This window comes from Escherichia sp. WS1451 (assembly GCF_046487365.1).
GTDB classification, from domain to species: Bacteria; Pseudomonadota; Gammaproteobacteria; order Enterobacterales; family Enterobacteriaceae; genus Escherichia; species Escherichia coli.
The window spans coordinates 149,318-169,530 of sequence record NZ_JBJQJP010000009.1 but is presented as its reverse complement, the minus strand read 5'-3'; the positions used below and the strand labels follow the sequence as shown (position 1 = coordinate 169,530).

20 protein-coding genes are annotated in these 20,213 nt (G+C 50.0%); 16 read left to right on the top strand and 4 right to left on the bottom strand.

Translation table 11 applies throughout. The annotated features are described in order from the left end of the window. Positions 1-41: 41 nt before the first annotated feature. Both ACJHX7_RS13780 and ACJHX7_RS13775 read left to right on the top strand, forming a co-directional pair. The gene (locus ACJHX7_RS13780) at positions 42-1,658 is read left to right on the top strand and encodes a PTS sugar transporter subunit IIB (protein WP_089583464.1); all 1,617 of its coding nucleotides are present in this window, start codon (positions 42-44) and stop codon (positions 1,656-1,658) included. Then, the gene (locus ACJHX7_RS13775; protein WP_094030240.1) at positions 1,658-2,980 is read left to right on the top strand and encodes a 6-phospho-alpha-glucosidase; all 1,323 of its coding nucleotides are present in this window, start codon (positions 1,658-1,660) and stop codon (positions 2,978-2,980) included. Before ACJHX7_RS13780 ends, ACJHX7_RS13775 begins: the two co-directional genes overlap by 1 nt. On the opposite strand, the gene ACJHX7_RS13770 is transcribed toward ACJHX7_RS13775, so the two are convergent. After that, positions 2,977-3,870 carry a helix-turn-helix transcriptional regulator gene (locus tag ACJHX7_RS13770; RefSeq protein WP_012311585.1) on the bottom strand — a complete coding sequence of 298 codons (894 nt, stop codon included), beginning with the start codon at positions 3,868-3,870 and terminating at the stop codon, positions 2,977-2,979. The two genes, ACJHX7_RS13775 and ACJHX7_RS13770, sit on opposite strands and share 4 nt — an antisense overlap. 166 nt (positions 3,871-4,036) lie before the next feature. On the opposite strand from ACJHX7_RS13770, the gene ACJHX7_RS13765 reads away from it, so the two are divergent. Then, a complete protein-coding gene (locus ACJHX7_RS13765; RefSeq protein WP_001087117.1) occupies positions 4,037-5,752 on the top strand; it encodes a solute:sodium symporter family transporter in 1,716 nt (571 codons plus the stop codon). Continuing rightward, positions 5,749-7,242: a sulfatase-like hydrolase/transferase gene (locus ACJHX7_RS13760; protein WP_000828491.1), complete on the top strand. Its 1,494-nt coding sequence runs from the start codon at positions 5,749-5,751 to the stop codon at positions 7,240-7,242. The genes ACJHX7_RS13765 and ACJHX7_RS13760 overlap by 4 nt, the downstream gene beginning before the upstream one ends. Positions 7,243-7,288: 46 nt before the next feature. On the opposite strand, the gene yidI is transcribed toward ACJHX7_RS13760, so the two are convergent. Beyond that, on the bottom strand, positions 7,289-7,738 hold the full coding sequence (yidI, locus tag ACJHX7_RS13755; protein ID WP_094030241.1) for a protein YidI: 450 nt from the start codon (positions 7,736-7,738) through the stop codon (positions 7,289-7,291). Positions 7,739-7,845: 107 nt separating this feature from the next. On the opposite strand from yidI, the gene ACJHX7_RS13750 reads away from it, so the two are divergent. Genes ACJHX7_RS13750 through ACJHX7_RS13740 form a run of 3 tightly spaced genes read left to right on the top strand, consistent with a single transcriptional unit; the run spans position 7,846 to position 9,039 of the window. Then, positions 7,846-8,193 carry a YidH family protein gene (locus ACJHX7_RS13750; protein WP_000703959.1) on the top strand — a complete coding sequence of 116 codons (348 nt, stop codon included), beginning with the start codon at positions 7,846-7,848 and terminating at the stop codon, positions 8,191-8,193. After that, a complete protein-coding gene (locus ACJHX7_RS13745; RefSeq protein WP_001113432.1) occupies positions 8,183-8,545 on the top strand; it encodes a DUF202 domain-containing protein in 363 nt (120 codons plus the stop codon). Before ACJHX7_RS13750 ends, ACJHX7_RS13745 begins: the two co-directional genes overlap by 11 nt. Further along, entirely contained in the window at positions 8,542-9,039 is a 498-nt protein-coding gene (locus tag ACJHX7_RS13740; RefSeq protein ID WP_000148045.1) for a radical SAM protein, read from the top strand. The genes ACJHX7_RS13745 and ACJHX7_RS13740 overlap by 4 nt, the downstream gene beginning before the upstream one ends. Positions 9,040-9,046: 7 nt before the next feature. Here ACJHX7_RS13740 and emrD read toward each other — a convergent pair whose 3' ends face one another. Next, positions 9,047-10,231 carry a multidrug efflux MFS transporter EmrD gene (gene emrD / locus ACJHX7_RS13735; protein ID WP_032172559.1) on the bottom strand — a complete coding sequence of 395 codons (1,185 nt, stop codon included), beginning with the start codon at positions 10,229-10,231 and terminating at the stop codon, positions 9,047-9,049. Between the two features lie 81 nt (positions 10,232-10,312). Between emrD and ysdE the strand changes: the two genes are divergently transcribed. Further along, positions 10,313-10,387 (top strand): protein YsdE, encoded by a 75-nt coding sequence (gene ysdE, locus ACJHX7_RS13730; protein WP_211180519.1) that lies wholly within the window; start codon positions 10,313-10,315, stop codon positions 10,385-10,387. A gap of 123 nt (positions 10,388-10,510) precedes the next feature. Here the strand turns inward: ysdE and tisB are convergent, their stop codons facing one another. Continuing rightward, a complete protein-coding gene (gene tisB / locus ACJHX7_RS13725; protein WP_000060506.1) occupies positions 10,511-10,600 on the bottom strand; it encodes a type I toxin-antitoxin system toxin TisB in 90 nt (29 codons plus the stop codon). 564 nt (positions 10,601-11,164) lie between these two features. On the opposite strand from tisB, the gene ivbL reads away from it, so the two are divergent. From ivbL to uhpC, 8 genes are all read left to right on the top strand, one after another. Beyond that, the gene (gene ivbL, locus ACJHX7_RS13720; protein ID WP_001312198.1) at positions 11,165-11,263 is read left to right on the top strand and encodes an ilvB operon leader peptide IvbL; all 99 of its coding nucleotides are present in this window, start codon (positions 11,165-11,167) and stop codon (positions 11,261-11,263) included. Between the two features lie 105 nt (positions 11,264-11,368). Further along, positions 11,369-13,057, top strand: a complete 1,689-nt coding sequence (gene ilvB / locus ACJHX7_RS13715; RefSeq protein WP_094030242.1) for an acetolactate synthase large subunit — start codon at positions 11,369-11,371, stop codon at positions 13,055-13,057. Between the two features lie 3 nt (positions 13,058-13,060). Next, the gene (gene ilvN / locus ACJHX7_RS13710) at positions 13,061-13,351 is read left to right on the top strand and encodes an acetolactate synthase small subunit (protein ID WP_001181706.1); all 291 of its coding nucleotides are present in this window, start codon (positions 13,061-13,063) and stop codon (positions 13,349-13,351) included. 1,063 nt (positions 13,352-14,414) lie between these two features. Beyond that, entirely contained in the window at positions 14,415-14,897 is a 483-nt protein-coding gene (locus ACJHX7_RS13705; RefSeq protein WP_097465944.1) for a hypothetical protein, read from the top strand. A gap of 276 nt (positions 14,898-15,173) precedes the next feature. Next, entirely contained in the window at positions 15,174-16,613 is a 1,440-nt protein-coding gene (locus ACJHX7_RS13700; RefSeq protein ID WP_410231634.1) for a hypothetical protein, read from the top strand. A 161-nt stretch (positions 16,614-16,774) separates the two neighbouring features. Continuing rightward, positions 16,775-17,365, top strand: coding sequence for a transcriptional regulator UhpA (gene uhpA / locus ACJHX7_RS13695; protein WP_000633668.1), 591 nt, complete (start codon positions 16,775-16,777; stop codon positions 17,363-17,365). Next, positions 17,365-18,867: a signal transduction histidine-protein kinase/phosphatase UhpB gene (gene uhpB, locus ACJHX7_RS13690; RefSeq protein ID WP_001361972.1), complete on the top strand. Its 1,503-nt coding sequence runs from the start codon at positions 17,365-17,367 to the stop codon at positions 18,865-18,867. Before uhpA ends, uhpB begins: the two co-directional genes overlap by 1 nt. Before the next feature lie 9 nt (positions 18,868-18,876). Next, positions 18,877-20,196: an MFS transporter family glucose-6-phosphate receptor UhpC gene (gene uhpC, locus ACJHX7_RS13685; RefSeq protein ID WP_000936560.1), complete on the top strand. Its 1,320-nt coding sequence runs from the start codon at positions 18,877-18,879 to the stop codon at positions 20,194-20,196. Positions 20,197-20,213 lie beyond the last annotated feature (17 nt).

Here is a 20,213-nt window from a genome sequence, read left to right as displayed (position 1 = left end):
CAGGCTTCCTACTTACAGAATTGAGAAAAGAGGATGTGGAAATGCTCAGTCAAATTCAACGCTTTGGCGGCGCGATGTTCACGCCAGTGCTGCTGTTTCCCTTCGCCGGGATTGTGGTGGGTCTTGCCATCTTGCTGCAAAACCCGATGTTTGTCGGGGAATCACTGACCGATCCGAACAGTTTATTCGCGCAAATCGTACATATTATTGAAGAGGGCGGTTGGACGGTATTCCGTAATATGCCGCTGATTTTTGCTGTCGGTTTACCCATTGGCCTTGCTAAGCAAGCGCAGGGGCGAGCTTGTCTGGCGGTGATGGTGAGTTTCCTGACCTGGAACTATTTCATCAACGCGATGGGAATGACCTGGGGAAGCTACTTCGGCGTCGATTTCACTCAGGACGCGGTGGCAGGTAGCGGTCTGACAATGATGGCCGGGATTAAAACCCTCGATACCAGCATTATCGGCGCAATTATCATTTCCGGCATTGTGACGGCGCTGCATAACCGTCTGTTCGATAAAAAACTGCCGGTGTTTCTCGGCATTTTCCAGGGGACATCTTATGTGGTGATTATCGCCTTCCTGGTGATGATCCCCTGCGCCTGGCTGACGTTGCTCGGCTGGCCAAAAGTACAAATGGGGATTGAATCTCTGCAAGCGTTCCTGCGTTCGGCGGGTGCGCTTGGGGTCTGGGTTTACACCTTCCTCGAACGTATTCTGATCCCAACCGGTTTACACCACTTCATCTACGGACCGTTTATCTTTGGTCCGGCAGCTGTTGAAGGCGGCATTCAGATGTACTGGGCGCAGCATCTGCAAGAGTTCAGTTTGAGCGCCGAGCCGCTGAAATCGTTGTTCCCGGAAGGCGGTTTTGCCCTGCACGGTAACTCAAAAATCTTTGGTGCCGTGGGCATTTCTTTAGCGATGTACTTCACTGCCGCACCGGAAAATCGGGTAAAAGTGGCGGGCTTGCTGATCCCCGCAACCTTAACCGCCATGCTGGTGGGAATTACCGAACCGCTGGAATTTACCTTCCTGTTCATTTCACCGTTGCTGTTTGCGGTACACGCTGTGCTTGCGGCCTCAATGTCGACCGTGATGTACCTCTTTGGTGTGGTGGGCAACATGGGCGGAGGTCTGATTGACCAGGTTTTACCGCAAAACTGGATCCCGATGTTCAGCAACCACGCGGATATGATGCTGACCCAAATCGCCATTGGGTTGTGCTTTACCCTGCTGTACTTCGTGGTTTTCCGCACCCTGATTCTGCAATTCAACATGTGCACGCCGGGACGTGAAGATGCGGAAGTGAAACTCTACTCAAAAGCCGAATACAAAGCCTCGCGAGGCCAAACCACCGCTATAGAGCCAAAAAAAGAGCTGGATCAGGCTGCCGGTATCCTGCAAGCCCTGGGCGGGGTCGGCAATATCTCCAGCATTAACAATTGCGCGACGCGTTTACGTATTGCACTGCATGACATGTCACAAACGCTGGATGACGAAGTCTTTAAAAAGCTGGGAGCGCACGGCGTCTTCCGTAGTGGCGATGCCATTCAGGTGATCATTGGTCTGCATGTATCCCAGCTGCGTGAACAGCTCGATAGCTTAATTAATTCTCATCAATCAGCAGAAAATGTTGCCATTACGGAGGCAGTATAATGACCAAATTCTCAGTGGTTGTCGCAGGCGGTGGAAGCACCTTTACGCCAGGCATCGTGTTGATGCTCCTGGCGAATCAGGACCGTTTCCCGCTTCGTGCACTGAAATTTTATGATAACGATGGTGCGCGGCAGGAAGTGATTGCCGAAGCCTGTAAAGTCATCCTTAAAGAAAAAGCGCCGGACATTGCGTTTAGTTACACCACCGATCCTGAAGTGGCATTCAGCGACGTTGATTTTGTCATGGCGCACATCCGCGTCGGCAAATACCCGATGCGCGAACTGGATGAAAAAATCCCGCTGCGCCACGGCGTTGTTGGTCAGGAAACTTGCGGACCCGGCGGAATAGCGTACGGCATGCGTTCCATTGGCGGCGTCCTGGAACTGGTGGATTATATGGAAAAATATTCACCAAATGCCTGGATGCTCAACTACTCCAACCCGGCAGCCATTGTCGCAGAAGCCACGCGTCGTCTGCGCCCGAATGCGAAAATCCTCAACATCTGTGACATGCCAATCGGTATTGAAAGCCGGATGGCGCAAATTGTTGGGCTGCAAGATCGCAAACAGATGCGCGTGCGCTACTACGGCCTGAACCACTTTGGCTGGTGGACATCAATTGAAGATTTGCAGGGCAACGACCTGATGCCCCAGCTGCGGCAATATGTCTCTAAGCACGGTTATGTTCCACCGCAGCAAGATACACATACTGAAGCGAGCTGGAACGACACCTATGCAAAAGCGCGGGATGTCCAGGCACTGGACCCGGATACATTGCCGAACACCTATCTGAAATATTATCTCTTCCCGGATTATGTCGTTCAGCATTCCAACCCTGAACATACCCGCGCGAATGAGGTGATGGAACATCGCGAGAAACAGGTTTTCGATGCTTGCCGCGCCATTACGGCGGCAGGAAATTCAGCGGCGGGCAAGCTGGAAATTGACGAACATGCGTCATACATCGTCGATCTTGCGGCGGCGATTGCCTTCAACACTCAGGAGCGGATGTTGCTAATTGTGCCTAACAACGGGGCAATCCATAACTTTGATGATGAAGCGATGGTCGAAATCCCGTGTCTGGTCGGGCACAACGGACCAGAACCACTGGTGGTCGGCGAGATCCCGCAGTTTCAGAAAGGGTTAATGAGTCAGCAAGTGGCGGTGGAAAAACTGGTCGTGGACGCCTGGGAACAGCGTTCATATCAGCACCTGTGGCAGGCGATTACGTTGTCGAAAACGGTACCGAGCGCCTCGGTCGCCAAAGCTATTCTGGATGAGTTGCTGGAGGCCAACAAAGCGTACTGGCCAGAGTTACGTTAATTGTGTGGACTGGCATCCGTGGGGTGCTGGTCCGTATTCTTCAGCACGGCTGACGGCGCATAACCAAATTTATTTTTAAAGGCTTTGCTGAAATGAAAGGAGTCGAAGAAGTTGAGCGTATCAGCGACTTCGCCAACCGAGTTTCCTTGTTGTTTTAATAGCGATAGCGCCAGATCCAGACGCGCATCGAGGTAATATTCTTTCGGCGTCTTGCCGGTATAGCGTAAAAACAGACGACGCAACCAGGCCTCGCTACAGGGGATCGTGGCAGCCATATCAGCTACGCTCCAGCGTTGTTGCAGACTGGCATGTAAAGTGGCAATTAAATTTTCAATTTGCCGCCGTTGTGGATCTTTTTTACCGTCTGCGTACATAAGACAAATCCACTGATAAATAATTTTCGTCAGAAAAGCGACTGCCAGATTATTTTTTATTGCTTCTGGTGAAGTTATTAACTCAGCAACTTCGGTGAGTTCCTGATTATAAATTTCGCCATTATAAATAACGCTTTGCTGACCAACGGGAATATCCATCATACTGGTGGGGGTAAATTCCATCCAGTACTGTTCCCAGACTAAACCTTCACAGTGATAAGAGTGAATATCCATTGGCTTTAAAAATATAATACAGTTGCCATGCAGAGTTATTTGTTCGCCATTCTTTAAAATAATTTTCCCACATCCTTGTACGGTATACACCGCAACCCATGAGTTGGCGATAAGCGGTTTCTTCTTGTCCCGCGGCCAGATCACCCGGTAATGCTCGTCGGCGTAGGTATGCCAGAGCGAGATCAGAGAAATTCCGCTGGAGATCACATTTTCGTTAATCAATAAGGGAATATTGTACGGAGTTTCGTTTTTTACATCCGAACTTTGCAATTTTCCATTCATTTTAATATCCCTCCGGCGAATTATGCTCACAACCTGAACTTAACAGAAAACAATCCGTTCAGGGATACGACGTTTGTATTTTAAGAATCTGACTGCCTGACCCGACGCATTTTACCTCTCCCTATATTCATGCGTCCGGGACATAAACATAAATAAGGGCTATGAGATGAATTCGTTACAAATCTTGAGTTTTGTCGGTTTTACGCTGCTGGTGGCGATCATCACCTGGTGGAAGGTCCGCAAAACAGATACCGGATCGCAACAAGGCTATTTTCTTGCCGGACGTTCACTAAAAGCGCCGGTTATTGCCGCTTCGTTAATGTTAACCAACCTTTCCACGGAACAACTGGTTGGACTTTCCGGGCAGGCCTACAAAAGCGGCATGTCGGTGATGGGCTGGGAAGTCACTTCTGCGGTGACGCTGATCTTCCTCGCGCTAATCTTTTTACCGCGCTATCTGAAGCGCGGCATTGCCACCATCCCCGATTTTCTGGAGGAACGTTATGATAAAACGACGCGTATTATCATCGACTTCTGCTTCCTCATTGCCACCGGCGTCTGCTTTCTGCCGATTGTTCTCTACTCCGGCGCGTTGGCGCTCAACAGCCTGTTTCACGTCGGGGAATCGCTACAGATTTCTCACGGTGCGGCTATCTGGCTATTGGTAATTTTGCTTGGTCTGGCGGGAATTTTGTATGCGGTGATCGGCGGACTGCGCGCAATGGCAGTGGCGGACTCCATCAACGGTATTGGGCTGGTTATCGGCGGGTTGATGGTGCCGGTATTTGGCCTAATCGCGATGGGCAAGGGCAGCTTTATGCAGGGCATTGAGCAAATTACCACCGTTCACGCCGAGAAATTAAACTCAGTCGGCGGTCCAACCGATCCCTTGCCAATTGGTGCGGCATTTACCGGTTTGATTCTGGTTAACACCTTTTACTGGTGTACAAATCAGGGCATCGTGCAACGCACGCTGGCGTCAAAAAGCCTGGCGGAAGGGCAAAAGGGGGCGCTGTTAACGGCGGTGCTGAAAATGCTCGACCCGCTGGTACTGGTGCTGCCAGGGTTGATTGCGTTTCATCTGTATCAGGATTTACCTAAAGCCGACATGGCCTACCCGACGCTGGTCAATAACGTTCTGCCAGTGCCACTGGTGGGTTTCTTCGGCGCGGTGTTATTTGGTGCGGTGATCAGTACCTTCAACGGCTTTCTGAATAGCGCCAGTACGTTATTCAGTATGGGTATTTACCGGCGCATCATTAACCAGAATGCCGAGCCGCAGCAGCTGGTCACCGTCGGGCGCAAATTTGGTTTCTTTATCGCCATCGTTTCGGTGCTGGTCGCGCCGTGGATCGCCAACGCGCCGCAGGGGCTGTATAGCTGGATGAAACAGCTCAACGGTATTTACAACGTGCCGCTGGTTACCATCATCATTATGGGCTTTTTCTTCCCGCGCATCCCGGCGCTGGCGGCAAAAGTGGCGATGGGGATTGGCATAATCAGCTACATCACCATCAACTATCTGGTGAAGTTCGACTTCCATTTCCTCTATGTGCTGGCCTGTACGTTCTGCATCAACGTGGTCGTGATGCTGGTGATCGGTTTTATCAAACCACGCGCCACGCCGTTCACCTTCAAAGATGCGTTTGCGGTGGACATGAAACCGTGGAAAAACGTCAAGATCGCGTCAATTGGCATCCTGTTCGCTATGATTGGCGTCTATGCCGGGCTGGCTGAATTCGGCGGCTACGGTACGCGCTGGTTAGCGATGATCAGTTATTTCATCGCCGCCGTAGTGATTGTCTACCTGATTTTTGACAGCTGGCGGCATCGTCACGACCCGGCCGTCACCTTTACTCCCGATGCGAAGGATAGCCTATGAAACGCCCTAATTTTCTGTTCATCATGACCGATACCCAGGCCACCAATATGGTCGGTTGCTATAGCGGTAAGCCGCTGAATACGCAAAATATTGATAGTCTGGCGGCAGAAGGTATTCGCTTTAATTCTGCCTACACCTGTTCACCGGTTTGTACACCTGCACGCGCCGGACTATTCACCGGTATCTACGCTAACCAGTCCGGTCCGTGGACCAACAACGTCGCGCCGGGCAAAAACATTTCCACCATGGGGCGCTACTTTAAGGATGCGGGCTATCACACCTGCTACATCGGCAAATGGCATCTCGATGGACATGACTATTTCGGCACTGGCGAGTGTCCGCCTGAGTGGGACGCTGATTACTGGTTCGATGGAGCGAACTATCTTAGTGAACTGACGGAGAAAGAGATTAGCCTGTGGCGCAATGGCCTAAACAGCGTTGAGGATTTACAGGCGAACCATATTGACGAAACCTTCACCTGGGCGCACCGCATCAGCAATCGGGCGGTAGATTTTCTGCAACAGCCCGCGCGCGCCGAGGAACCCTTCCTGATGGTGGTTTCGTATGATGAGCCGCATCACCCGTTCACCTGTCCGGTGGAGTATTTAGAGAAATACGCTGATTTTTACTACGAACTTGGCGAGAAATCACAGGATGACCTGGCGAACAAACCGGAACATCACCGCTTATGGGCGCAGGCGATGCCATCGCCAGTCGGTGATGACGGGCTTTATCACCATCCGCTCTATTTTGCCTGCAATGACTTTGTTGATGACCAAATCGGACGGGTCATCAATGCCTTAACGCCAGAGCAACGTGAAAATACGTGGGTCATTTATACCTCCGATCACGGTGAAATGATGGGCGCACATAAGCTGATCAGTAAAGGAGCGGCGATGTATGACGACATCACCCGTATTCCGCTGATCATCCGTTCGCCGCAAGGGGAGCGGCGACAGGTCGATACGCCAGTCAGTCATATCGATTTACTGCCGACAATGATGGCGCTGGCAGATATTGAAAAACCAGAGATTCTGCCGGGGGAAAATATCCTTGCCGTGAAAGAGCCACGCGGCGTAATGGTGGAATTTAACCGCTACGAGATTGAGCATGACAGCTTTGGCGGTTTTATTCCGGTGCGTTGCTGGGTGACGGATGACTTTAAACTGGTACTCAACCTCTTCACCAGTGATGAACTTTACGATCGCCGTAATGACCTAAATGAAATGCATAATCTGATCGATGATATCCGTTTTGCCGACGTTCGCCGCAAAATGCATGACGCCTTATTGGATTACATGGACAAAATTCGCGATCCGTTCCGCAGTTACCAATGGAGTCTGCGTCCGTGGCGTAAAGATGCACGACCGCGCTGGATGGGGGCGTTTCGTCCACGCCCACAAGATGGCTATTCGCCAGTGGTACGCGACTATGACACCGGCCTACCGACACAAGGGGTGAAGGTGGAAGAGAAAAAACAGAAGTTCTGACGATAATGCCCGCTGATGAACACCCGGCGGGCATTATTCAGGCTGCTTAAACCAGTGAACTGCCGGTCAGGAAGGAAAAGATAAGGAATATCAGCAAAATGCTGCACACGATGCCGATACCAAAAAGCAAGGTATGGAAAGCCAGCGTTCCGCCGCCAAAAACCAGCGCGCCGTGAATGCCCCAGCGATTTTCCTTACGCATACCGCCAATAAATGCGCAAAGTAGCGCAGCAATGGCCAGTGCGATACCGCTTTGATCGAGGATTTTATCGACATCTACGTCCTCTTTTTTCTCCACGGTGGTAATTTTTTCGCCTTTTATTCCGGCGAGAAGACCTCTTTTAATTTCAGCCGTTTTGTCCGCCACGATGCTTTCAAGCGTTGGCGGTGGTGCGGAAAAAGGGCCGAATGAAAAGTGGATAATCCCCATTATTAAAGCGATGGCACCGAACAGCATGCCCAATGAACTGATTTTATTTTGCGCTATGATACCCATCTGACCTCCTTGTAGCGGATGGCAAAAGCATATCAGGAAACAGGTGGACGAAATTCTTAAAAAAACCGCTAAAGGTAGAGCGTTAGTGAAATTGCAAAGGAGCAACAATGAAAATTTCCCGCCTCGGAGAAGCGCCCGATTACCGCTTCTCGCTGGCTAATGAGCGTACTTTTCTGGCGTGGATCCGTACTGCACTAGGATTTCTGGCGGCGGGGGTTGGGCTTGATCAACTTGCGCCAGATTTCGCCACGCCCGTCATTCGCGAACTGCTGGCGTTGTTGTTGTGTCTGTTTTCCGGCGGGTTAGCGATGTATGGCTACCTGCGCTGGTTACGCAATGAAAAAGCGATGCGTCTGAAAGAGGACCTGCCCTACACCAACAGCTTATTAATCATCAGCTTAATATTGATGGTCGTAGCGGTGATCGTTATGGGACTGGTGTTGTATGCCGGATAGCCGCAAAGCCAGACGCATTGCCGACCCAGGGCTGCAGCCGGAGCGTACATCACTGGCGTGGTTTCGTACCATGCTGGGCTACGGCGCGTTGATGGCGTTGGCTATCAAACACAACTGGCACCAGGCGGGCATGTTATTCTGGATTTCGATTGGCATTCTCGCCATTGTGGCGCTGATCCTCTGGCACTACACCCGTAATCGCAATTTAATGGATGTCACGAATAGCGATTTTTCCCAATTTCACGTAGTCCGTGACAAATTTTTGATCTCCCTCGCGGTGTTATCTCTCGCAATACTGTTTGCTGTAACGCATATACATCAACTTATCGTATTTATTGAGAGAGTCGCATGACAGGAAGTCAGGTCATTGATGCTGAAGAGGACAGGCATAAACTGGTTGTAGAGTATAAGGATGCTCTGCAACCTGCCGATTTTTATCACAATTTCAAACAGCGGGGCATCCGCTCCGTACAGCTTATTCCCCATCTTGAATTTGATGACCGGGGCGATCTGACGGCCGCTTCGGTGACAGCAGAGCTGTGGGGGAAATTTTTAATTGCCCTGTTCGAGTGTTGGGTACGGGCAGATATCAGTCGTATCTCGATTGAGCTTTTTGACGCCACCCTACAAAAATGGTGTGGCAGCGAAAACCCGCAACCGCGCCGTGGCTGCCAGGCGTGCGACTGGCATCGGCTGTGCCCGCACGCTCGGGAGGAGACGCCAGACAACGTGCTTTGTGCGGGCTATCAGGCGTTTTATTCTTACTCCGCGCCGCATATGCGGGTGATGCGTGATCTGATAAAGCAGCATCGTTCTCCCATGGAGCTGATGACGATGCTGCGGTGACGTGAGCTTAAACGGGCTGCCCCTGATGCGACATCCGCGTCGCCAGCGGTAGCCAGCACAGCACGATCAACAATCCCATTAAGGTCATCAACAACCCCAGGCTGCCCTGACCGGTTTGCGGCAACATCGCAGAGAGCGACGCCAGCACGCCGGAACCAATGTTTTGTAGACCGCCGACCAGCGCGCCAGCCGTGCCCGCCAGGAAAGGGAACGGCTCCATCGCGCCGCTGGTCGCCAGCGGAAACAGCATCCCGGCACCGAAAAAGAACAGCGCGGCGGGAACGAGCAGCGTCCAGATATTCATCACGCCAAACCAGTCGGGGATCCACATCAGCAAGCCAGCCAGCAGGCAGCAGATAACCGACTGCCACATCAACGTTGAGAAGCGTTTATTAGGACGTCCGGCAAACCATGCCCCAAAAAATGCCGCCGGAATCGGCAGAATAAACAAAATACTGACCGTCATACTGCTCAGCCCTAACACCGCGCCCATCAGCACGCCGGAGCAGGCTTCAAAGGCGGCAATTCCGGCCAGACCGCCAATCAGCATCAGCAAATAACAGTTAAAACCGCTGTTACCGAAAAGCGTTTTATAACTGGTAAGCAGGCGCGTGCGCGGTGCGTCGACCGGACGCGTTTCCGGCATCCAGCGGGCCATACTGAAAGTCACACCGGCACAAAGTACCAACAAAAAGAGATAACAGGCGCGCCAGTTCCACATCGTATCCAGCAGACCGCCGATTAGCGGTGCGAGCAACGGACTGACAAGAATTCCCATGTTTAACAGGCTATTAGCATGGCGCAACTGTGTCCGTTCATATAAATCACGCGGCAAAGTACGCGCCATTACGCCGCCAACGCCGGTGCCCATCCCCTGCATCGCGCTGGCGGCAATCAATACTGTCAAACTGGAGGTCGTGACCGCGACCAGCGTTGCCAGCATAAAAATGGACATTCCGACGAGGATCACCGGTCGGCGACCCACACGGTCGGAAATCGGGCCATAAAACAGCTGTGAGACACCGTAAGTCAGCAGATAAGCGCCCATTACGCTCTGCACCGCCCCTTCACGGACGTTGAGATCGCGCGCCATATCGGCAATAGCTGGAATATATATGGTTTGCGCCATCTGACCGACGGCCACGAGTAATACCAACATCAATAACAAATTGACGTTTCTATGCCTTTTCATTATCACGGATGCTTTTATAAAAATAATTAGAATAAGTCACTACGCACTCCCATAAATGCGGGAGAGGAATCTATCACATTGATAAATGTTAGCCAGATATACGCCAGGAATGGGGAATTGTTTAGCGGCAGAATATGTAAACAAAAGCGGCAATAAATGTTGCCGGGAGGGATGGTAGGGCGGATAAGATGCATCAGCATTGCATCCGACACCAACCCGCACGCTAAATATGAAAGGGGAGCGGTTACCCGCTCCCCTTTGGTGCGACTTGAATCTGAATTACTTCAGGTATTTCAGAACAGCATCAAGCAGTTGCAGTGCTGCAACAATGAGTTTGAGGATAAGAATGGCGATATCCACCAGGCTCATACGCGTCTCCTGTGGTTCAGGAGCACTGCCAGCTGACGTACCTTTCCGCTGCCTGTTGCCAGCTGTTGTGCACGCGGTATCTCAAGGAGAAACGTTGTGCTTGTTGACATAACACAGTGTGCTCACGCGGGGTTAAGGCGCTGACGGCACCACCCGTTTCAGCCAGGACTTAGTGCGCCGGGTAACGATGCGGCCCCCGCATAACACATTGCGTACAGTGATATTATAGAAGTTTACTGTATAAATAAACAGTAATATTTGGACAAAACGAAAACTGTGAACGATACTCAACTATGTACTAAATACGTCAAAATTCGTGCCGAAATTGCGCGTTCTGCGCGGAACACGTATACTTTCAGTGTTGACATAATACAGTGTGCTTTGCGGTTACCAGCCGCAGGCGACTGACGAAACCTCGCTCCGGCGGGGTTTTTTGTTACCTGCAATTCAGTACAAAACGTGATCAACCCCTCAATTTTCCCTTGCTGAAAAATTTTCCATTGTCTCCCCTGTAAAGCTGTGCTTGTATAAATATTGTTAAACACAAAACCAACAAGGTCCCCAATGACTACTTCCATGTTCAACGCAAAACTACTACCAACTGCGCCATCCGCCGCAGTGGTCGTCGTGCGTGTGGTGGTGGTCGTCGGCAATGCGCCGTAGGGACTGGAACAACACACGATTCCAAAACCCCGCCGGCGCAAACCGGGCGGGGTTTTTCGTTTAAGCACCTCCCGGAAAGTCGGCCCAGAAGAAAAGGACTGGAGCATGGCAAGTTCGGGCACAACATCGACGCGTAAGCGCTTTACCGGCGCAGAATTTATCGTTCATTTCCTGGAACAGCAGGGCATTAAGATTGTGACGGGCATTCCGGGCGGTTCTATCCTGCCTGTTTACGATGCCTTAAGCCAAAGCACGCAAATCCGCCATATTCTGGCTCGCCATGAACAGGGCGCGGGGTTTATCGCTCAGGGAATGGCGCGCACCGACGGTAAACCGGCGGTCTGTATGGCCTGTAGCGGACCGGGTGCGACTAACCTGGTGACCGCCATTGCCGATGCGCGGCTGGATTCCATCCCGCTGATTTGCATCACCGGTCAGGTTCCTGCCTCGATGATCGGCACCGACGCCTTCCAGGAAGTGGACACCTACGGCATCTCTATCCCCATCACCAAACACAACTATCTGGTCAGACATATCGAAGAGCTCCCACAGGTCATGAGCGACGCCTTTCGTATTGCGCAATCAGGCCGCCCTGGCCCGGTGTGGATAGACATTCCTAAGGATGTGCAAACGGCAGTTTTTGAGATTGAAGAACAGCCCGGTATGACAGAAAAAGCTGCCGCGCCTGCGTTTAGTGAAGAGAGTATTCGTGACGCAGCGGCAATGATTAACGCCGCCAAACGCCCGGTGCTTTATCTGGGCGGCGGTGTGATCAATGCGCCCGCACGGGTGCGTGAACTGGCAGAGAAAGCGCAATTGCCAACTACCATGACCTTAATGGCGCTGGGCATGCTGCCAAAAGCGCATCCGCTGTCGCTGGGTATGCTGGGGATGCACGGCGTGCGCAGCACCAACTATATACTGCAGGAGGCGGATCTGCTGATTGTGCTCGGTGCGCGTTTTGATGACCGGGCGATTGGCAAAACCGAGCAGTTCTGCCCGAATGCGAAAATCATTCATGTCGATATCGACCGTGCAGAGCTGGGCAAAATCAAGCAACCGCACGTAGCGATTCAGGCGGATGTTGATGACGTGCTGGCGCAATTGATCCCGCTGGTGGAAGCGCAACCGCGTGCAGAATGGCACCAGTTGGTAGCGGATTTGCAGCGCGAATTCCCGTGTCCAATCCCGAAAGCGTGCGATCCATTAAGCCATTACGGCCTGATTAACGCCGTTGCCGCCTGTGTCGATGACAGCGCGATTATCACCACCGACGTGGGTCAGCATCAGATGTGGACCGCGCAGGCTTATCCGCTCAATCGCCCGCGCCAGTGGCTGACCTCCGGCGGGCTGGGCACGATGGGCTTTGGCCTGCCTGCGGCGATTGGCGCAGCGCTGGCGAACCCGGATCGCAAAGTGTTGTGTTTCTCCGGCGACGGCAGCCTGATGATGAATATTCAGGAGATGGCGACCGCCAGTGAAAATCAGCTGGATGTCAAAATCATTCTGATGAACAACGAAGCGCTGGGGCTGGTACATCAGCAACAGAGTCTGTTCTACAAGCAGGGCGTTTTTGCCGCTACCTATCCGGGAAAAATCAACTTTATGCAGATTGCCGCCGGATTCGGCCTCGAAACCTGTGATTTGAATAACGAAACCGATCCGCAGGCTGCATTACAGGAAATCATCAATCGCCCTGGCCCGGCGCTGATCCATGTGCGTATTGATGCCGAAGAAAAAGTGTACCCGATGGTGCCGCCAGGTGCGGCGAATACTGAAATGGTGGGGGAATAAGCCATGCAAAACACAACTCATGACAACGTGATTCTCGAACTCACCGTTCGCAACCATCCGGGCGTAATGACCCACGTTTGTGGCCTTTTTGCCCGTCGCGCTTTTAACGTTGAAGGCATTCTCTGCCTGCCGATTCAGGACAGCGACAAAAGCCACATCTGGCTACTGGTCAATGACGACCAGCGTCTGGAGCAGATGATAAGCCAAATCGATAAGCTGGAAGATGTGGTGAAAGTGCAGCGTAATCAGTCTGATCCGACAATGTTTAACAAGATCGCGGTGTTTTTTCAGTAAGGAGCGACATTAAACCGCCCGGGGGGGTACTGATGAGCGATTTTTGATAGATCCGTTCAGATATATAGGGTGAAATTGTGCCAGAGACCATCTCAGGCACAATTTATTAGCCCTGAATGTTAATTTAAGTCGCTGCACCGGTAATTTGGGGGTTAACAGTTAGGGCTAAAATTTCCAGCGATGGTGTTAAATTCTGATTGCTGTCTATACCAATGGTCATGACCAGCATTCTATTAATTAATGGTTCATCGTGAGGTATATTATGGCAAGCCCTATAATCAGCGGAACAATGATGTCAAATCCCTGCCCTTCCACCTTTTTGGATAAAAATAGAATTGTTGCTGCTGAGCTTAATATCACAAATAACGAGAAAAAATATTCACCTGGCAGTAATTTCGCAAAATGGATGTTGCAGGAAATAAAACGCTTAATAGCAAATATTATGTCCGGCTCTCGCAGTGTTAATACCGAAATCCTTAACTATTTTCACCCTATGCCAGGCACTGAAAATAATGGTAATCGTACCTGGATGGCGGCAACTGGAGAGGATGAGTATATCGAAATCAAACAAACAGGTGATAAGTTATTTAATATTACTCTGGTTGGTAGAGATAAACGTTTACGAAAAGAAACTCCATATTCAGGAGTGGCTGTAGCGACTATTATCAAATCGTTGTCTGAAAAAACTGCTGCGTTAGAAACACATTCCGCTGACACGGTTTTGAGAAAGAAATTAGTTAATAGTATTGTTATCAATAATACAGACTTTAATTACGAAATTTCTGCGGGAATTTTAAGTAATATATATGATTTATTAAGCCTGCGAGTTCAAAAAGATGAAGGATATGTACCTGTTCAGGAAAGTTTTAAAAGAACAGATGTTTTTTTTGATTCCATAATTATGGATGCTCATAGAACTATAAAAGAACAAAATCAACAAAATGGTGCTACTAAAATAACTTGCTGCGGTGTTGAGTTAAGTAAAGATATTCTTAAAATATTTGCAGAGAAAATTGAAATAATTGAACAAGATACAAAGAATAGTCAAAACACACTTGAACAAATGGTTGAACTGGTTTACTTTAATGATAATGACTGTGCTCGGGTAAGGGAATTATTAAAGAAATCAAATGGTAATATTGCGGATGATAAGATTGATGAAATAATCGCTTGCTTATCCAGTCATCAGGGGATTACATGTTTTTATTATTCTTCCGTACAAGGCTATCAGAGCTATTTAAAAAATACATCTCAAGATGTTAGCGAGTTACTCTTAAAGAGTTTGGATGGTTCCATTTCATCAATATCGGGTTTAAAAAACTCAGGAAATACCTTTTTTGGGACTGGGAAATATCTTAAAGAAATTGATTTTACTATAAATGGGTTTAGTCAGAAGATGTATTTGATGGCGGTTAATAATGTTGGAAATGAAGTTAAGCTTCAGTGTTCTCGTTATTTTACTACCGGTAGGGTCGACGAACAAAACTCCAAAAACGATAAAGTCGCTTTTACATTTTTCGGTGCCGCAACAACTGCTGATTTATGATTTTTGCCTGATAAATCGCGTTTATCATTAAGGTGAACGCTTATTCTTAACCGTCTGTGTGTAAACAGTCTTTTTGAAAAAAATGAGCGATTTTTGATAGTGAATAAGTAGAATTAGTGATGCAATTGCATTGGGAAAATCGTTAAAAATTAACGACACATGGTCTTATTATTGAAATAAATGAAATATAGCGGTTAGCAATGAAATATTTATCATGCTAGCCATTGATACTTCTAACAATGTCAAAATATGCAAGTGTCATATTGCGAGGTTACTATGGTTAGTGTGACGAGTTATACATATCCAACGGAAACAGAGAATGATAATAGTCATTTTCAGAGTCAAACTCAGAGTCAGGGCCTGAGCCAGAGTCTAAGAGATAGTATCGAGGGTAATATTGAAGCATTTGATGCGATGGAGCAAAGCGGCCTGCTCGATAATTGTAGAACATTATCTAAAGATGCCACTTTTCGTGAGGTTTTCCGAAATATATTATTATACATTTTAGATTCTTTTCATATATATCGGCATGATATCAGTGGTAAATTGGTTTCTTATTTTCATGTTACGCCTGAATCAGCGAATGCGAATTATAAGACATGGATCGCTACCACTGGCATGGATAGCTATATAAAAATTGAGCAGACCGGCAGTGATAAGTTTAAAGTCACTGATGTGTATCGTGAGTCAAAAGGCAACAGTTTGAAAAAACAGAGTAGAGACAGGGATTTTAGTGGTCGAAATGTGAAAGAGTTTATAGGGTTATTATCAGAGCACGATGTATTGGAAAAGTATCAACTCTCAAAAGTAACAGTTGCTGCAAATGCTCTTAAGCTAGAAGTTGTTAATAATAATTCTGAAAATAAACGCAGTTTTGGAGTTACTGATGCTGAGCGCCAATTAAAAAAAGCGTTAAATGAACAAACTCAATTAACTCCAGATAAATTAATTCCAAATGATTGTAGTTATAAATCAGACATAAAAAAACTAGATGTTCTGGAGGGAGAGTTTAGTTCACTTCTTGCTGATGCAGCAAGACACGTTGGAGAGGGTAGCTCAATTATTTCATGTTGTGGAGTTAAAATAAATAGCACAATCCATGAATTTCTGAGGAATAAAACCATGGCTTTGTCTGGCCATGGAGGTGTTAGAAAATATAAAGCTTTCGAAAAGCTTTTTAGTGAAATTGTATTTACGCCAGATGAATGTAATATTGTGAGAAACTCTCTACAGAAAAATGGTGTTGAGAAAAAAATCAGAGAAAATATTATTTCTTGCCTCTCCAGTATTTCAGGAATAGGTAACCTGTATTATGCTTGTTCACAGGCATTTCCTGTCGCGCTTGATAGGGGGGATATTAATGTAATACAGGCAAACGATTCTGTTTCTGCCGGGCTTGATGATAACCCAGGGTTTTGTGCTTTGCTGGGAAAAACAAATTTGCTTGTTGCTGACTTTTCACAGCATACATTCACACAAACCCATTATATTGTAAAAGCCGAAATAAATGAAGCTGGTAACGATTTTAATATTGCTAATTTCATTTATCGAACATACGGTGAGGATTATATTCATAACGACTCAGTGGATGACTCTCTTAATGAGCGTTCCGCTGAAGATTATAGGTTTCTGGATGACTCTTTGTTACCTGAAAACGATTTCCGCAACAGGAGGAGAAATTTTTCAGGCAATATTGCAATCGCAACCTACAAATAATTCGCTTTTTCTCAATAACACGCACCAAACGCTTACCTTTCAGGTAAGCGTTTTGACGATAAGCCCAACATCATTAGGCCAATACATACCCCATATCCAACTTGAACAACATCGCGCTTATCGTTAAGGTATGCGCGTTTTTTATCCGCCAGGACCCAATCATGATCACCGTTGCCCTTATAGACGATCACCTCATCGTCCGCTCCGGCTTTGCGCAGTTGCTGGGGTTGGAACCTGATTTGCAGGTAGTTGCCGAGTTTGGTTCGGGGCGCGAGGCGTTGGCGGGGCTGCCGGGGCGCGGTGTGCAGGTGTGTATTTGCGATATCTCCATGCCCGATATCTCCGGTCTGGAGCTGCTAAGCCAGCTGCCGAAAGGTATGGCGACGATTATGCTCTCTGTTCATGACAGTCCGGCGCTGGTTGAGCAGGCGCTTAACGCGGGGGCGCGCGGCTTTCTCTCCAAGCGTTGTAGCCCTGACGAACTGATTGCTGCGGTGCATACGGTTGCCACGGGCGGCTGTTATCTGACGCCGGATATTGCTATTAAACTGGCATCTGGTCGCCAGGACCCGCTGACCAAACGTGAACGGCAGGTGGCAGAAAAACTGGCGCAAGGAATGGCGGTGAAAGAGATTGCCGCCGAACTGGGCTTGTCACCGAAAACGGTACACGTCCATCGCGCTAACCTGATGGAAAAACTGGGCGTCAGTAACGACGTTGAACTGGCGCGCCGCATGTTTGATGGCTGGTGATGAAGACGTTTTTCTCTCGCTTAATTACCGTTATTGCCTGCTTTTTTATCTTCTCTGCCGCGTGGTTTTGCTTGTGGAGTATCAGCCTGCACCTGGTTGAGCGCCCTGATATGGCGGTGCTGTTATTTCCGTTTGGTCTGCGTCTGGGGCTAATGCTGCAATGCCCGCGCGGCTACTGGTCGGTGCTGCTGGGCGCGGAGTGGCTGCTGATTTACTGGCTAACGCAGGCGGTCGGTTTAACCCATTTCTCCTTATTGATGATCGGTAGTTTACTGACGTTATTGCCCGTGGCGCTGATCTCGCGCTATCGCCATCAACGTGACTGGCGCACCTTGCTGTTACAGGGTGCGGCGCTGACGGCGGCGGCGTTGTTGCAGTCGCTGCCCTGGCTTTGGCACGGGAAAGAGTCGTGGAATGCGCTGTTGCTGACTTTAACTGGCGGCCTGACGCTGGCCCCGATATGTCTGGTGTTCTGGCACTATCTCGCCAATAACATCTGGCTGCCGCTCGGGCCGTCGTTAGTTTCTCAACCGATCAACTGGCGCGGGCGGCATCTGGTCTGGTACTTGCTGCTGTTTGTTATCAGTCTCTGGCTCCAGTTGGGATTGCCGGACGAACTGTCGCGCTTTACGCCATTCTGCCTGGCGCTGCCGATTATCGCGCTGGCCTGGCACTACGGCTGGCAAGGGGCGCTGATTGCGACGTTGATGAACGCCATCGCGCTGATTGCCAGTCAAACCTGGCGCGATCATCCGGTGGATTTATTGCTCTCGCTGCTGGTGCAAAGTCTGACAGGGTTGTTACTGGGCGCAGGCATCCAGCGGTTGCGTGAACTTAACCAGTCGCTGCAAAAGGAACTGGCGCGCAATCAGCATCTGGCTGAACGTTTGTTAGAAACTGAAGAGAGCGTACGCCGCGACGTGGCGCGTGAGCTGCACGATGATATCGGCCAGACCATCACTGCCATTCGTACTCAGGCGGGCATTGTCCAGCGACTGGCGGCAGATAACGCCAGTGTGAAGCAGAGCGGGCAGCTCATCGAACAACTATCGCTGGGCGTTTACGATGCGGTGCGCCGTTTGTTAGGGCGGTTGCGTCCGCGCCAGCTGGATGATCTCACCCTGGAGCAGGCCATCCGCTCACTGATGCGGGAAATGGAGCTGGAAGGGCGCGGCATTGTCAGTCATCTCGAATGGCGAATCGATGAATCAGCGTTAAGCGAAAACCAGCGCGTGACGCTGTTTCGCGTCTGCCAGGAAGGGTTGAACAACATTGTGAAACATGCCGATGCCAGCGCGGTCACGCTGCAAGGCTGGCAGCAGGATGAGCGGTTAATGCTGGTGATTGAAGACGATGGCAGCGGTTTACCGCCAGATTCCGGGCAACACGGTTTTGGCCTTACCGGAATGCGCGAGCGCGTAACGGCGCTGGGTGGCACCTTGACCATCTCCTGCCTGCACGGCACGCGTGTCAGCGTTTCTCTACCTCAACGTTATGTCTAAGGTTCGATGATGTTGCCGTTTCTGAAAGCGCCTGCCGATGCGCCATTAATGACTGATAAACATGAAATTGATGCTCGCTATCGCTACTGGCGTCGGCATATTCTGCTGACCATCTGGCTGGGTTACGCGCTGTTTTACTTCACGCGTAAAAGTTTTAACGCCGCCGTACCAGAAATCCTTGCTAACGGCGTGCTCAGCCGTAGCGATATTGGCCTGTTAGCGACCCTGTTTTACATTACCTACGGTGTGTCGAAGTTTGTCTCCGGCATTGTCAGCGATCGCTCAAATGCCCGTTATTTTATGGGGATAGGGCTTATCGCCACGGGCATTATCAACATTCTGTTTGGCTTCTCGACGTCGCTATGGGCGTTTGCCGTGCTCTGGGTGTTGAACGCCTTTTTCCAGGGCTGGGGTTCACCGGTGTGTGCGCGTCTGTTAACCGCCTGGTATTCTCGTACCGAGCGCGGCGGTTGGTGGGCATTATGGAACACGGCGCATAACGTTGGCGGTGCGCTCATTCCCATTGTGATGGCAGCAGCTGCGCTGCATTACGGCTGGCGTGCCGGGATGATGATTGCGGGTTGTATGGCGATCGTCGTGGGGATTTTTCTCTGCTGGCGGCTGCGCGATCGCCCGCAGGCGTTAGGTTTACCAGCGGTTGGTGAATGGCGGCACGACGCGCTGGAGATTGCTCAACAACAAGAAGGGGCAGGGCTGACGCGTAAAGAGATCCTCACCAAGTATGTGTTGCTGAATCCGTATATCTGGCTGCTTTCGTTTTGCTATGTGCTGGTCTATGTGGTTCGGGCGGCGATCAACGACTGGGGCAATTTGTATATGTCCGAGACGCTGGGCGTCGATCTGGTCACGGCGAATACGGCTGTGACGATGTTTGAACTGGGCGGATTTATCGGTGCGCTGGTAGCGGGTTGGGGCTCGGACAAATTGTTTAACGGCAACCGCGGGCCGATGAATTTGATTTTCGCTGCCGGAATTTTGCTTTCAGTCGGCTCGCTGTGGCTGATGCCATTTGCCAGCTACGTGATGCAGGCAACCTGCTTCTTCACCATTGGTTTTTTTGTCTTTGGCCCGCAGATGTTAATCGGCATGGCGGCGGCAGAATGTTCCCACAAAGAGGCGGCAGGGGCGGCGACGGGGTTTGTCGGCTTGTTTGCTTATCTTGGTGCGTCGCTTGCTGGTTGGCCGCTGGCGAAAGTGCTCGATACCTGGCACTGGAGCGGATTTTTTGTGGTTATCTCTATCGCCGCCGGGATTTCCGCACTGCTGTTACTGCCCTTTTTGAACGCCCAGACACCGCGCGAAGCGTGATGCATCTCACCTTTTCA

Excerpts from the sequence above, each read along its gene's own strand:
- ACJHX7_RS13780 (WP_089583464.1), top strand. The coding sequence starts at position 42 with ATGCTCAGTCAAATTCAACGCTTTGGCGGCGCGATGTTCACGCCAGTG.
- ACJHX7_RS13775 (WP_094030240.1), top strand. The coding sequence starts at position 1,658 with ATGACCAAATTCTCAGTGGTTGTCGCAGGCGGTGGAAGCACCTTTACG.
- ACJHX7_RS13770 (WP_012311585.1), bottom strand. The coding sequence starts at position 3,870 with ATGAATGGAAAATTGCAAAGTTCGGATGTAAAAAACGAAACTCCGTAC.
- ACJHX7_RS13765 (WP_001087117.1), top strand. The coding sequence starts at position 4,037 with ATGAATTCGTTACAAATCTTGAGTTTTGTCGGTTTTACGCTGCTGGTG.
- ACJHX7_RS13760 (WP_000828491.1), top strand. The coding sequence starts at position 5,749 with ATGAAACGCCCTAATTTTCTGTTCATCATGACCGATACCCAGGCCACC.
- yidI (WP_094030241.1), bottom strand. The coding sequence starts at position 7,738 with ATGGGTATCATAGCGCAAAATAAAATCAGTTCATTGGGCATGCTGTTC.
- ACJHX7_RS13750 (WP_000703959.1), top strand. The coding sequence starts at position 7,846 with ATGAAAATTTCCCGCCTCGGAGAAGCGCCCGATTACCGCTTCTCGCTG.
- ACJHX7_RS13745 (WP_001113432.1), top strand. The coding sequence starts at position 8,183 with ATGCCGGATAGCCGCAAAGCCAGACGCATTGCCGACCCAGGGCTGCAG.
- ACJHX7_RS13740 (WP_000148045.1), top strand. The coding sequence starts at position 8,542 with ATGACAGGAAGTCAGGTCATTGATGCTGAAGAGGACAGGCATAAACTG.
- emrD (WP_032172559.1), bottom strand. The coding sequence starts at position 10,231 with ATGAAAAGGCATAGAAACGTCAATTTGTTATTGATGTTGGTATTACTC.
- tisB (WP_000060506.1), bottom strand. The coding sequence starts at position 10,600 with ATGAGCCTGGTGGATATCGCCATTCTTATCCTCAAACTCATTGTTGCA.
- ivbL (WP_001312198.1), top strand. The coding sequence starts at position 11,165 with ATGACTACTTCCATGTTCAACGCAAAACTACTACCAACTGCGCCATCC.
- ilvB (WP_094030242.1), top strand. The coding sequence starts at position 11,369 with ATGGCAAGTTCGGGCACAACATCGACGCGTAAGCGCTTTACCGGCGCA.
- ilvN (WP_001181706.1), top strand. The coding sequence starts at position 13,061 with ATGCAAAACACAACTCATGACAACGTGATTCTCGAACTCACCGTTCGC.
- ACJHX7_RS13705 (WP_097465944.1), top strand. The coding sequence starts at position 14,415 with ATGGTTGAACTGGTTTACTTTAATGATAATGACTGTGCTCGGGTAAGG.
- ACJHX7_RS13700 (WP_410231634.1), top strand. The coding sequence starts at position 15,174 with ATGGTTAGTGTGACGAGTTATACATATCCAACGGAAACAGAGAATGAT.
- uhpA (WP_000633668.1), top strand. The coding sequence starts at position 16,775 with ATGATCACCGTTGCCCTTATAGACGATCACCTCATCGTCCGCTCCGGC.
- uhpB (WP_001361972.1), top strand. The coding sequence starts at position 17,365 with ATGAAGACGTTTTTCTCTCGCTTAATTACCGTTATTGCCTGCTTTTTT.
- uhpC (WP_000936560.1), top strand. The coding sequence starts at position 18,877 with ATGTTGCCGTTTCTGAAAGCGCCTGCCGATGCGCCATTAATGACTGAT.